This is a genomic window from Streptomyces sp. NPDC001927 (assembly GCF_053594455.1).
The window spans coordinates 1-13054 of the sequence record NZ_JBSFEN010000012.1; the positions used below are offsets into that span (position 1 = coordinate 1).

The following is a 13054-nucleotide window of genomic DNA, read 5'->3' on the forward strand; positions in this document are numbered from 1 at the left end:
AGATGCCGCCGGTCGACATCGACGCGCACGAGGCGCTGGTCGCGGCGATCGAGTCGGGCGACGCGGAAGCCGCGGAGGCCGAGGGCTCCCTTTTCTCAGCGGACAAGGTACGACCGCCCATGCCCCTGCACTATCAGGCCTGCACCTTCCGATACAGGTCACGTTCTCGCCCGGTCCTGGACCGCCTCACGTTGCAGTTCTCACCCGGCCACACGGTCCTCCTCGGCCCCAACGGAGCCGGGAAGAGCACGCTTCTCTCCCTGGGGGCAAGCGCCCAGAAACCTCAGTCGGGAACCGTCGGCTACGGGAGACTCGACTCCGGCGTCCGCCGGCATCTGCGCGCCTATCGGGAGAAGGTCTCGTGGCTGCCTCAACGCCCGGGCTTCATTCCCGGGCTCACGTGTCGTGAACACGTTGCCTATGTCGGATGGCTCAAGGGTATGAGTGAACGCGACGCCTGGCGTTCCGCGCCCTCGGCCATTGAACGCGTGGGCCTCAGCGCCAAACTCGACGACAAGATCAAGACACTGTCCGGTGGGCAGCAGCAGCGCATAGCCATCGCGCAAGCGCTCGTCCACGACGCGGGACTCCTCCTCCTCGACGAACCCACTGTCGGCCTCGACCCCCACCAGCGACGCCGGTTCCTCGACCTGCTTGTCTCCTTGCGCGGGTCCGTCCACGTCATCGTCTCCACCCACGACATCGGCGACCTCGACGAGTCATTCGACGAAGTCGTGGTCCTCGAATCGGGAAAGGCGCGCTTCCGGGGCACCGTGCGCGAATTCGCTGAGCACGCGGATCCCGCCTGCGCACCGGCACGACGTCTCGAGAGCGCCTATGCCTCTCTCCTGGAGGCGGCTGAGTGATCACCTGGGCCAACCTCCGTGCATCCGCCGCCCTCTGGCTGATGCTGCCCGTCCTCGTATATGCCTCCCTCTACGTGGGCGACGCGGCCTCCCCGGTCCCGTCCCACTACGGAGTCGAATCCGGCGAGCTCGCCGCATACGCGGTCGCGGTCGTCGTCCCGGCCATCGCGGGAGCCGCGGCCTGGGAAGCGGGACGCCACCGCATGCTGGGAGCACTGCGCGCAACTGCCTGTCGCAGCGCCGCACGACAGCTCTCGCGTGCAGTCGCCCCCGTTCTCCTCCTCCTGCTCGTGCTTGCCATCGGCGCTGTCGTCATGGGCTACAACGCCGCCCAGGTGCTGCCGCGGGGTGCCGGGTTGCTCGCTGTGGTCCACCTGATCGTGCTGTCCTTCGGCTGGCTCGTCGTCGGATGGTCCATCGGGCTCGTCCTGCCCAAGTCGATAGCCGCACCTGCGGTGGCGATCGGCTGCTGGGTTTGGCTGTCGTGGCCCCACGCGACTGCCAATCCGTGGCTCCGACACCTGGGCGGCTTCGTCGACGGGCTCTCGAGCGTCACCGACACGCGCTCACCGTCCGTCTACTTCGTCCCCTGGGGCGTCACCGCCGCTCTCGCGCTCGCGTTCTGGGCACTCGCCGGCATCCCCCGGCGCACCTGGGGCGCAGCCGTTGCTCTCACGACCATCACCCTCACGCTGCTCGCCGGTCGAGCTCTGGTGTCCGACTGGGGCTTCCACCATCCGACGAGCCCTCGTTCGGTCGCCATGAACTGCGTCGGCGACAAGCCCCGCGTGTGTGTCCCGCCGGAGTACGCCCCGTACGCCGCTCAGTTGCGGGAGGACCTCACTGCCCCCATCGGCAAGCTGCAGGAAGCGGGTGTCCCCGCGCCTCGGGAGCTACGGATCAGCTCCGACAAGGCTCCCCTTGAGTCAGGGGTCTGGCCCCTGTACTGGTCCCCGGCCGGCGACAGCACGGAACCGGCCAAGATCGCGGCGGACATAGCCGAATCAGCGGTCACAGGAACCGCTGCACGGAACGGAGTACGGGACTGTCGCCAGCCCGGTTCTCCGGCCGCCGCCTGGGCGGCCCTTGCAGCCGGTGTTCCCGAACAAGGCGTTCAGGCAGCACTCTCGCCGGGGGACTGGGCGGCGGTTCAGAAGGTCCGCAACCGCCCCGCCAAGGAGCAAGCCACCTGGTTCAGCCGCACTGTGACCGCTCAACGGCACTGCAGGGCCCTGTCATGACCCTCTACGCGACGAAAGTCCGCCAGTGGTTGGCAGTCCCAGCGGCACTCGCTCTGCTCACCGCCGTGTGTCTCCTCGCAGGCGCGAGCGAGGTCCCCATCCCCAGTATCACCAGCGGCATGGGAAGTGCGCAGCTGGCCTACTTCACGCCCGTACTGGTCGTCGTCGCCGTCATGTACTGCCTGGACCGCAACCTCGACCGGACGGAGACCACGGCGGTGCGGCCCATCAGCACGCTGGACCGGGGAATCGTCACCGGTACAGCCGTCCTTGCCCACTTGACCGGGCTGCTGGTCGGAATGGACATCGCCAGGAACACCGTCCTGTTGCTGGCCATCGCCCTCCTCGTTCGGCGGCTGATCAACGAAGCAGCAGCGACCGCAGCCGGACTCATGTTCCTCGTCCTCAACCTCGTCGCAGGCCGCGCGTACAACCCCGACGGCTTCGTCGGTCACACCTGGTGGGCCGTAACCCTTTACCCCGACCACAGTCTCGGCGCGTGGCTGACCGCCGCGATCGTTTTCGCTCTCGCGCTGCCCCTCGCTCTCCCTCGCCGCTAGCAAGACCATCGGGGCGGGCCCCCGCGGTGCGAACTCTCTCGTTATCTGACCTTCCGTCAGATTGGAACGTGTTCTAGTCTGCGCCCCATGGGCATCGGAATCACGCAAGAGCAGCGGGAGTTGGCTCGGTCCGTGCGCGGGTGGTTCGCTCGGGCCGTGCCGGGCGAGGACGTGCGGAAGCTTCTTGACGCGCCCGCGGAGAGTGGGGTCGGGCGGCCCGGGTACTGGGACGGGCTTGTCGAGCAGGGGCTGCTCGGGGTGCATCTGCCCGAGTCGTACGGGGGTGGGGGCGGCGATCTTGTCGATCTGGCCGTCGTGCTCGAAGAGGCCGCGCGGGCGCTCGTGCCGGGGCCGTACTTGCCCTGTGTGCTCGCCGGAGAGGTCCTGAGTCGGGTTCCGGGAGCGGGTGAGCTCGTCGGCGATCTCGTGCGCGGCGTCAGGGTGGGGGCCGTCGCGCTCGGGGCCGGGGGGATGACCGGGGTCGAGGTCGAGGGCGGGGTCGTGTTCGACGGGGTCGCGCCGCCCGTCCTCGGGGGCGCCCAGGCCGACCTGCTGATCCTGGCCGCGAGCACCGCGCGGGGTGTCGTCTGGGCCGCCGTGGACGCCGAGACCCTGGCCGTCCGGCCGCACGAGAGCGCCGACCCGACGCGGCCGACCGCCGAGGTCACCGCCGACGGCACCCACGTGCCCGCCGAGCGGATCCTGGACCTCGACCCCACTCTCGTAACCGACCTGGCCGCCGTGCTGTACGCCGCCGACGCCTGCGGGACCGCCGCCCGGGCCCTGGAGACGGCCGCCGAGTACGCCAGGACGCGCGAGCAGTTCGGGCGGCCCATCGGGCAGTTCCAGGGGGTCAAGCACCTCTGCGCCGACATGCTCGTACGCGTCGAGCAGGCCCGCGCGCTCGCCTGGGACGCCGCCAGGGCCACCGACTCGACCGCGCGCTCGCTCGTCGCGGCCCTCGCCGCCGCCACCGCCCTCGACGCCGCGTACAGCTGCGCCAAGGACTGCATCCAGATCCTCGGCGGGATCGGCTTCACCTGGGAGCACGACGCCCACCTCGCCCTGCGCCGCGCCCTCGTCGCCCGCCAGCTGCTCGGCTCGGGCGACGCCCATCGCGCGCAGGCCGTCCGGCTCGCCGCCGAGGGTGTACGGCGTGAGCTGCGGCTCGAACTGCCGCCGGAGGCCGACGCGTTCCGCGCCGCCGCGCGCGAGGCGCTCGCGCCCGCCGTCGGCCTCGACCCGGGCGCCGCGCGGCGTGCCCTCGCCGTCACCGGGTACGCCGCCCCGCACCTGCCGGAGCCGTACGGCCTCGGCGCCGGGCCGCTCCAGCAGCTCGCCGTGCAACGGGAGCTGGACACGGCCGGGGTCCGGATCGCCGGCCTCGGGATCGCCACCTGGGTGGTCCCGTCTCTCCTCGCGTACGGGACGGGCACGCAGCAGGAGCGGTACCTCGGGCCCACTCTGCGCGGCGAGCTGCTCTGGTGCCAGCTCTTCTCCGAGCCCGGCGCGGGGTCCGACCTCGCCTCGCTCCGTACGAAGGCGGAACGGACCGAGGACGGCGGCTGGCGGATCACCGGGCAGAAGGTGTGGACGAGCGCGGCCCAGTGGGCCGACCACGGCATCCTGCTCGCCCGGACCGACCCCGACGCGCCCAAGCACAAGGGGCTTACGTACTTCCTCGTCGACATGAAGAACACCCCCGGGATCGACATCCGGCCGCTGAAGGAGATCACCGGCGAGTCGCTCTTCAACGAGGTCTTCTTCGACGGCGCGGTGCTCCCGGCCGACGCCGTCGTCGGCGAGGTCAACGACGGCTGGCGCGTCGCCCGCAACACCCTCGGCAACGAACGCGTCCACATGGCCGACCAGGTCGCCTTCGACTCCGGGCTCGAAGCGCTGATCGAGCGGGCGACCGGGGTCGACACCTCCGTACGCGTACGGATCGGAGCCCTGGTCGCCGAGGCGCACGCGCTCGCCTGCATCGGGCTGCGGACCACCACGCTCCAGGTCTCCGGCCTCGAACCGGGCGCGGGTGCCAGCGTCCGCAAGCTCGTCCAGACCGTCCACCAGCAGAAGGTCGCCGAGCTCACGCTCGAACTGCTCGGCCCCGAGGGCGCCGTGCGGGAGGGCGCGGGGGAGCGGGCCGTCCACGGGCTGCTGATGTCCCGCTGCCTGACCATCGCGGGCGGCACCACGCAGGTCCAGCTCAACGTCGTGGCCGAGCGCCTGCTCGGACTGCCGAGGGACTAGAGACCCGAGACCAGAGACCGACTGAACTGACTGAGGGGAAGCGGAGATGGGGAAGGCGTACATCGTCGGCGTCGGGATGACGAAGTTCGAGAAGCCCGAGACGCGCGACTGGAACTACTGGGACATGGCACGTGAGGCGGGCACGGCGGCGCTCGCCGACGCCGGCGTCTCGTACGAGCAGGTCCAGCAGGTCCCGGTCGGCTACTGCTTCCAGGCCTCCACGGCCGGGCAGCGTGCCGCGTACGAACTCGGTCTGACCGGTGTGCCGGTCTACAACGTCAACAACAACTGCGCGACGGCGTCGACCGCGCTGATGATGGCCCGGCAGTTCGTGGAGGGCGGGATCGGCGACTGCGTCCTCGCGCTGGGCTTCGAGAAGATGGCGCGCGGGGCGCTGGGCGGCGGATCCGACGGCGGCGACTTCAAGACCTCGCCGGTCGCCCGGCACTACGGGATCATGGCCGCCGCCCACGGCTTCGAGATGTCCCCGCCGACCGCGCAGATCTTCGGCAACGCGGCGCGTGAACACATGGAGCGGTACGGGACGACGGAGGTGCAGCTCGCGGCCGTCGGCGCCAAGAACCACCAGCACTCGGCGAACAACCCCAACGCCCAGTTCCAGGACGTGTACTCGGTCGACGAGATCCTCGCCGCCAAGACCATCCACCGGCCGCTGACGAAGCTCCAGTGCTCGCCCACCTCCGACGGTTCGGCGGCGGCTGTGGTGGTGTCCGAGCGGTTCGTGGTCGAGCACGGGCTGCACGACAAGGCGGTCGAGATCGCGGCGCAGGCCATGACCACGGACACCGAGGACTCCTTCGCGTCCGGGTCCTGCATCGACGCGGTCGGCCGGCCGATGTCGCGTGCCGCGGCCCGGCAGGTCTACGAGAAGTCCGGGCTCGGGATCGAGGACGTGGACGTCGTGGAACTCCACGACTGCTTCTCCATCAACGAGCTGCTGACCTACGAGGCGCTCGGCATGTGCGAGGACGGTGCTTCGGGGAAGCTCGTCGAGTCGGGGGCGACGACGTACGGCGGGCGGTGGGTGGTGAACCCGTCGGGCGGGCTGATCTCCAAGGGGCATCCGCTGGGGGCCACCGGGCTCGCCCAGGCCGCCGAGCTGGTCTGGCAGCTGCGGGGCGAGGCGGGGCCGAGGCAGGTGGCGGGGGCGCGGGTGGGGCTCGCGCACAACATCGGGCTCGGCGGGGCGGCGGTGGTGACGATGCTGCGGAGGGGGTAGGACGGGGCGTGGGCCGGGGGTCCGGAGGTCGTAGGACCAATTCCTGGGACCCTTCCTAGGACCGATTCCCGATGTACGGGGCACGGACCGTCTGCGACCATCACACGCATGGCCCGAACCGAGTCCTCCGCCGCCGAGTCGGCCGCACCGTCGTCCACCTCCGTACGCCCCACCCCGCGCACCTGGCTCGTCGTGCTGGCCGCGTGCGCGGGGCAGTTCCTCGTGGTCCTCGACGTCTCGGTGGTGAACGTCGCGCTGCCGTCGATGCGGGCCGACCTCGGTCTCTCGGCGATCGGGCTGCAGTGGGTCCTCAACGCCTACTCGATCGCCTTCGCCGGGTTCATGCTGCTCGGCGGACGGGCGGCGGACCTCTTCGGCCGGAAGCGGATGTTCCTGCTCGGGCTCGGGCTCTTCACCGCGGCCTCCGTCGCGGGCGGGCTCGCGCAGGAGGGCTGGCAGCTGGTCGCCGCGCGGGCCGTGCAGGGACTCGGCGCCGCGGTCCTCGCGCCCGCGACGCTCACGATCGTGACCGCTGCCGTACCGGCAGGGCCGGCGCGGACCCGGGCCATCGGGACGTGGACGGCGGTCGGGGCGGCCGGTGGCGCGGCGGGCGGCTTCGTGGGCGGGGTCCTCGTCGACCTGCTCTCCTGGCGCTGGGTGCTCCTGATCAACGTGCCGGTCGGCGTCCTGGTCCTGGCCGGGGCGGCGCTGTGGCTGAGCGAGAGCCGTACCACCGGCGGGCGACGGCTCGACCTGCCGGGCGCGGTGCTCGTCACCGGCGGCCTCGCCTCCGTCGCGTACGGCATCGTGCAGACGGAGGAGGGCGGTTGGGGCGCCCCGGCCACCCTGGTCCCGCTGCTCGGCGGACTGGCCCTGCTCGGGGTCTTCGTCGCCGTCGAGGCCCGGACGGCGGCCCCGCTGATGCCGCTGAAGCTCTTCCGCTCGCGGGCGGTCTCGGCGGCCAACGTGTCGATCCTGCTCGCGGGTTCGACGTCGTTCGGCATGTGGTTCTTCATGACGGTGTACGCCCAGAACGTCCTCGGCTACACCCCGATCCAGGCGGGCCTGGCCCTGGTCCCCAGCTCGGTCAGCGTCATCGTGGGCTCCAAGCTGGCCCCCCGCCTGATGCCGACGACGGGCGCGCGCAACCTCGCGGTCATCGGAGCCCTGGTCGCCGCGGCCGGCTTCGCCTGGCAGTCGACGATGACGGCGAACGGCACGTTCCTGACCATCATCCTGGGCCCCGGCATCCTGATGATGGCCGGCATCGGCCTCCTCACCACCCCCCTGGCCACCCTGGCCACCTCCAGCGCCGCGCCCGGTGACGCGGGGCTGGTCTCCGGCCTCGTCAACACCTCCCGCACGATGGGCGGCGCGCTCGGCCTCGCCGTCCTGTCCACCGTGGCCGCCGCCCGCACGGCCGGCGGCACGAGCCCCGAGGCCCTGACGGAGGGCTACGCCCTGGCCTTCCGCACGGCGACGGGCGTCCTCCTCGCGGCGGCGCTCCTGATGCTGCTGTGGCTGCCGAGGCCGACGCGCCAGGACTGAGCCGGACCGGGGGACAGACTCTAGAGCCAGCCCTGCTGACGGGCCTCCCGGACCGCCTCCATGCGGTTGCGGGTGCCGGTCTTGCCGATGGCGGAGGAGAGGTAGTTCCGTACGGTCGACTCGGACAGGTGCAGCCGCTCCGCGATGTCGGCGATCGTCGCGCCGTCCACCGCCGCGCCCAGGGCCTCCCGCTCGCGGGCGGACAGCGGGTTCGGCCCCGCGCTGAGGGCCGCCGCCGCAAGGGCCGGGTCGATGACCGTCTCGCCCCGCAGGACCTGCCGGATCGCCGAGGCGAGTTCCTCCACCGGCCCGTCCTTCACCAGGAACCCGGCCGCCCCCGCCTCCATCGCCCGCCGGAGGTAGCCGGGCCGGCCGAAGGTGGTCAGGATCAGGACCCGGCAGTCGGGCACCTCGTCGCGCAGATCGGCGGCGGCGTCGAGCCCGGACCGCCCCGGCAGCTCGATGTCGAGCAGCGCCACCTCGGGCCGACTGACGAGCGCCGTGTCCACGATCTCGTCCCCCCGCCCCACCTGAGCGACGACCTCGATGTCCGGCTCCATCCCGAGCAGCAGCGCGAGCGCGCCCCGCATCATGCCCTGGTCCTCGGCGAGGAGAACTCTCGTACGCGACAGCGGGCGGTGGTCCTGCGGCATCTCGCTCATGGGAAAAGGGTAGGGCGGGAGGGCTGTTGGGGCGCGTCGTGCGAGCTCGGAACGTCGGGGCAGGACGAGACGGGTCCGGGGAAGATCACTACTCTGCACGGGTGTTCTCCTATGACGAGTTGACCTCACCCGAGCGCGAGCTGTGGGACGCGTTCCCCGAGGGGCGCCGGGTCGATCTGCGCACGGGTGGCCCTGAACCCGAACGCACGGTCCGTGCGGCTGTCGTGGCGACGCTGCTGCTCGGGGCGAACGGTGAACAACGGGTCGGGGCGGTCGCCGCCGTGCGGCTCGCCGGGGCGCTTATCACCGGCCGACTCGACCTGTCCGGGACAGAGGTCGGTCACACGGTCTCGCTCGCACACTGCCGACTCGACGAGGTCGTGAGCCTGCGCGGTGCGACGGCTCGGACGATCGAGATCACGGACAGTCGGCTTCCCGGGATCGACGCCGAGCAGGCCCGCATCGGAGGGGACCTGGACCTGAGGCGGTCCGCTGTCGAGGGCGGCTCTCTGATACTCGTCGGCGCGCACATAGCCGGCAACCTGCTCCTCACGGACGCCACGGTCTCCGGCACGGCGGAGTGGGCCGTGCTCGCCGGCGGCCTCTCCGTGGAGGGCTGCCTCTTCGGCCAACGGCTCAGCACCCGGGGCGGGCTCCGGCTGCCCGGCGCACAGCTCCGCAGCGGCCTGTTCCTGCAGGCCGCCCGGCTGGAGAACGTCGGTGGTGTCGCACTCGCCGCGGGCGGGGTGGCCACCTCGACGGTGGACTGCTCCGAGGGCTTCACCGCGCACGGCGAAGTGCGGCTGCGCAGGGCCCGGATCGACGGTCCGCTGACTCTCGCGGGGGCCCGTCTGCACGGCACCGGCGTCGCCCTCGACTGTGCGGCGATGCAGGTGGAGGAGTTCGACTGCACCACCGCCGCACCACCCGAGGGAACGATGGACCTCCGCTCCGCACGAGCCACGCGGTACCGGGACAGCGAGGAGAGCTGGCCGCAGACCGTACTGCTGGACGGATTCACCTACGACTCCCTCCACTTCGGGGACACCGCGTCGCACGGGGCGGCCGAAGGCGGAACTCCCCCCAGGGGCGACGTGGCCCGCCGCCTGGCGTGGATCCGGCTCCATCCCGGCTACGCCCCGCAGCCGTACGAGCAGTTGGCGGCCTGGTGCCGGCGGATCGGCCACGACGACGACGCCCGCCGCGTGCTCCTGGCCAAACAGCGCCACCGCCGCCGGACCCTGCGCCCGGCCGCACGCCTGTGGGGGCACCTGCTCGACGTGACCGTCGGCTACGGCTACCGCCCCTGGCTGGCCGGGGTCTGGCTGCTCGTACTGGCCCTGCTGGGCACGCTGTCGTTCGCGACGGACACCCCCAGGGCGAGCAAGCCCGGCGAAGGAGCCCCGTTCCAGCCGCTCGTCTACACGCTCGACCTCCTGATCCCCATCGGGGGTCTGGGGCAGCGCACGGCCTGGTACTGGCCCGACGGCGTCCTCCAGTGGCTGGCCTACCTGCTCATGGCGGTGGGGTGGGTGCTGACGACCGCCGTCATCGCGGGCGTCACCCGCACCCTGCAGAAGAACTAGCGGGTCACGACCCCCACGGGGAGTTCCGCGGTGACGCGGAAGCCGCCCTGTGGGGTCGGGCCCGTGGTGAGGGAGCCGCCCGCGGTTGTTATGCGTTCGTGAAGGCCCTTGAGGCCGGTGCCGGGTGGGGCGGCCGTGCCCTTGCCGTTGTCCGTGATCGTCAGGCGGACGTGGGTCAGGGTGCCGCCCAGGTCGATGGTGCAGCGGGTCGCCTCGCTGTGGCGGACCGCGTTCGTCACCGACTCCCGTACGACCCAGCACAGCAGCGCCTCGGTGGCGGGCGGAAGGGGTGGGCCGGACTGGCGGACCACCGGGTCTATGCCCGCCGAGGACAGGGCGTCGCGGGCGCCGTCCAGTTCGGTGGCGAGGTTGCCCTCGCGGTAGCCGGTCACCGCCTCGCGGATCTCCGCGAGCGCCTGGCGACCGACCGACTCGATGTCCGCCACCTGCGCGAGCGCGGCCTCGACATCGCGCGGGGCGAGCCGCCGTGCCGCCTCCGACTTGACGACGATGACGGACAGGGTGTGCCCGAGCAGGTCGTGGAGGTCCCGGGAGAAGCGGAGCCGCTCCTTCTCCACCGCCGCCCGGGCCAGTTCCTGCCGGGTGGCGCGCAGCTCGCGGACGGTTTCGGAGAGGGCGAAGATGGCCGCCGTCACCATCGCCGAGATGAACGTCCCGTAGGCCACGTTGATCGCTCCCCAGCCGTCCCGTACCCCCGCGACCACGGCAGCCGTGACACAGAGCGGGAACACCACGCGGGGCAGCCGCCGGCCGCGGGTGACAGACCCCGCGGCGAGGCCGAGCAGCGGGAAGTACAGCAGGTACGGGCCGCCGTAGGCGATGCTCAGGCCCAGGGTGACGGCCGCCATCCCCGCCAGCAGCCACCAGGTGGTGGGCGCGTCGCGCTTGGGGCCGCTGAAGGCACGGAAGACGACCGCTATGTAGAGAGAGTTGAAGACGAGCAGGCCAAGACCGGTGAGCCAGGGGTTGGACGACTTGCCCTGGAAGAGGTGGGAGACCGCCCCCATGCCCATGAGCAGCCAGGGCAGCATCGAGTACCCGTTGGGCGGCGTCATCCCCTCCGGCGCCCACTCCCGGCCGCCTCGCCGCGTACGTCCCCACCCGCGCATGGTGCCCCTCCCGCGCATCGTGCCCGTCCTCATGGCCGTCGTCGTGCCCGTCCTCATGTCCGTCTCACGTCGGTCTGCCCGAGCGGCGGTACGAATCCGTCGCGTACAGGCCGAACAGCAGGGCCCACACGGTGATCACGGCGATCGCCGCGAGGCCCGGTGCGGAGCCCTCCGTCAGCGCCCGGCCGAGCTCCGCGAAGCGGTTCGTCGGAGTGTACGAGGAGATCACACGCAGCCAGTCGGGGAAGAGCTCCACGGGAAACCAGAGGCCACCGACGACGGCGAGCCCCAGATTGCAGGCCACGTTGACGACGCCGGTGGTCTGGGCGGAGAGGCGGTATCCGTTGCCGAGGCCGAGCAGGGTGAAGGGGAGCGAACCGAGCCAGAGGGCCACGGCGAGCGCGGCCCACTGCCAGGCGGGCATCCGGACGCCGTTGACGACGGCGCCGGCGAGGAGGACGGCCGTGAGCGCGGGCAGGACGATCACCGACCCCGTGAGCGCGCGCCCGATGACGACCTGGCGGGGCGTCATCGGTGTGATCCGCAGCTGCCGCAGCCAGCCCACGGACCGGTCCTCGGCGATCCCCGTCCCCACGGACAGCGCCGCGTTGACCGCTCCGTAAGCCGCCATGCCGACCATCGAGGCGGTCTTCCACACCGCCTCGTCCGTGCCGAGGTTGGTGAACAGGAGGTACATCATCACCGGCACGCCGACGCTGCCGATCGCGAAGCCGACGTCGCGCAGGGACCGGCGGACTTCGAGTCGTACGTACGCGGTGATCACGAGGCGGTCTCCAGGGTGCGTCGGGTCAGGGACAGGAAGGCGTCGTTCATCGACACCGGGGCGACCTCCAGGCCGCGGATCGCGTTCCGCGCCGCGAGAGCGACGACGGTCGCGTCGGAGTCGTCCGTGCGCAGCCGGGCACGGTCTCCCCGTATCTCCACCGAGGTCACGCCGGGGAGGTGGGCGAGCCCCTCGCTCGACCCGCCCGCGAGGTCGAAGGAGACGAGGCTGCCGCCTCCCGTGCGCCTGAGCTCCTCGCCCGTGCCGTCGGCCAGGACGCGGCCGCCGTCGAGGACGACGATCCGGTCGGCATGGGCGTCGGCCTCCTCCAGATAGTGGGTGGAGAAGAGGACCGTGTTCCCCCGGCGGGCGTACCCGCGCATCGCGTCCCAGAACGCCTCGCGGGCCTCCACGTCCAGAGCGACGGTCGGCTCGTCGAGCACGATCAGTTCGGGGTTCCCGACGAGCGCCAGGGCGAACCGGACTCGCTGCGCCTGCCCGCCGGAGAGCCGGTCGGCGCGGCGGCCCGCCAGCTCCGTGAGGCCCGCGAGCTCCAGGGCCTCGGCCACCGGCAGCGGGGCCGGGTAGGTGCGTGCGACGAACGTGACGAGCTCGCGGACGGTGACCCGGGGGACCGGCCGGCCCTCCTGGAGCATCGCACCGACCCGGCCCGCCGCGACCGCGCGGCCGGGCGCCGCGCCGAAGAGCGAGACCCGGCCCTCGTCGGGCTCGGTGAGGCCGAGGAGCAGGGCGATCGTGGTGGACTTGCCGGCGCCGTTGCGGCCCAGCAGGGCCACCGTCTCGCCACGGCGGACGGTCAGGTCGATGCCGTCCACGGCGCGGACTGCGCCGTATCTCTTCGTCGTGGCCTCGAAGACCACGGACGCGGGCTCGTTCGTCATGCCGTCGAAACTACGGATCCGGCCGGGGAGCGCGGCAGGCGTGGATGTGCGGAGTCGGCAGTGACAAATGTCCTGCCACCGGGCCGGCCCCTCAGTTAGCTGACGTATCGTCAGGTGTCGTTGCCCGAGGGCTTCTCAACTCATCCCCGCTCGGCTATACATGAGGATCACCGACCTAGAACGCGTTCTAGAACGGAGAGCGAGCGCGTACGGGACGGTCCCCGCACGGCCTCGGTGCGGCCGACGGTGCGGACGGTCGCACCGAGGTCTTCCACACGCCTC

General features: G+C 71.8%; 11 protein-coding genes. 7 read left to right on the top strand and 4 right to left on the bottom strand.

The window, feature by feature from the left end:
• The 6 genes from ACWCO8_RS29540 to ACWCO8_RS29565 form a co-directional block, all read left to right on the top strand.
• Positions 1 to 866: ABC transporter ATP-binding protein (locus ACWCO8_RS29540; RefSeq protein ID WP_451034826.1), on the top strand; the 866-nt coding region annotated here is incomplete at its 5' end.
• Entirely contained in the window at positions 863 to 2107 is a 1245-nt protein-coding gene (locus tag ACWCO8_RS29545; protein WP_451034827.1) for a DUF7224 domain-containing protein, read from the top strand. The genes ACWCO8_RS29540 and ACWCO8_RS29545, both read left to right, overlap by 4 nt.
• Before the next feature lie 119 nt (positions 2108 to 2226).
• The gene (locus ACWCO8_RS29550; RefSeq protein WP_451034828.1) at positions 2227 to 2667 is read left to right on the top strand and encodes a hypothetical protein; all 441 of its coding nucleotides are present in this window, start codon (positions 2227 to 2229) and stop codon (positions 2665 to 2667) included.
• 87 nt (positions 2668 to 2754) lie between these two features.
• Positions 2755 to 4920: an acyl-CoA dehydrogenase gene (locus ACWCO8_RS29555; RefSeq protein WP_451034829.1), complete on the top strand. Its 2166-nt coding sequence runs from the start codon at positions 2755 to 2757 to the stop codon at positions 4918 to 4920.
• Between the two features lie 46 nt (positions 4921 to 4966).
• Positions 4967 to 6160, top strand: coding sequence for a lipid-transfer protein (locus ACWCO8_RS29560; RefSeq protein ID WP_451034830.1), 1194 nt, complete (start codon positions 4967 to 4969; stop codon positions 6158 to 6160).
• A gap of 108 nt (positions 6161 to 6268) precedes the next feature.
• On the top strand, positions 6269 to 7708 hold the full coding sequence (locus ACWCO8_RS29565; protein ID WP_451034831.1) for an MFS transporter: 1440 nt from the start codon (positions 6269 to 6271) through the stop codon (positions 7706 to 7708).
• A 20-nt stretch (positions 7709 to 7728) separates the two neighbouring features.
• On the opposite strand, the gene ACWCO8_RS29570 is transcribed toward ACWCO8_RS29565, so the two are convergent.
• Entirely contained in the window at positions 7729 to 8370 is a 642-nt protein-coding gene (locus tag ACWCO8_RS29570; protein ID WP_451034832.1) for a response regulator, read from the bottom strand.
• A 101-nt stretch (positions 8371 to 8471) separates the two neighbouring features.
• Between ACWCO8_RS29570 and ACWCO8_RS29575 the strand changes: the two genes are divergently transcribed.
• Positions 8472 to 9956, top strand: a complete 1485-nt coding sequence (locus ACWCO8_RS29575; RefSeq protein WP_451034833.1) for an oxidoreductase — start codon at positions 8472 to 8474, stop codon at positions 9954 to 9956.
• Here the strand turns inward: ACWCO8_RS29575 and ACWCO8_RS29580 are convergent.
• The 3 genes from ACWCO8_RS29580 to ACWCO8_RS29590 all read right to left on the bottom strand — a co-directional run bounded on the left by ACWCO8_RS29580 (position 9953) and on the right by ACWCO8_RS29590 (position 12772).
• Positions 9953 to 11086 carry a sensor histidine kinase gene (locus ACWCO8_RS29580; protein ID WP_451034834.1) on the bottom strand — a complete coding sequence of 378 codons (1134 nt, stop codon included), beginning with the start codon at positions 11084 to 11086 and terminating at the stop codon, positions 9953 to 9955. The two genes, ACWCO8_RS29575 and ACWCO8_RS29580, sit on opposite strands and share 4 nt — an antisense overlap.
• Before the next feature lie 64 nt (positions 11087 to 11150).
• Positions 11151 to 11867 carry an ABC transporter permease gene (locus ACWCO8_RS29585; protein ID WP_451035053.1) on the bottom strand — a complete coding sequence of 239 codons (717 nt, stop codon included), beginning with the start codon at positions 11865 to 11867 and terminating at the stop codon, positions 11151 to 11153.
• Entirely contained in the window at positions 11867 to 12772 is a 906-nt protein-coding gene (locus tag ACWCO8_RS29590; protein ID WP_451034835.1) for an ABC transporter ATP-binding protein, read from the bottom strand. The genes ACWCO8_RS29585 and ACWCO8_RS29590 overlap by 1 nt, the downstream gene beginning before the upstream one ends.
• Between the last annotated feature and the right edge of the window lie 282 nt (positions 12773 to 13054).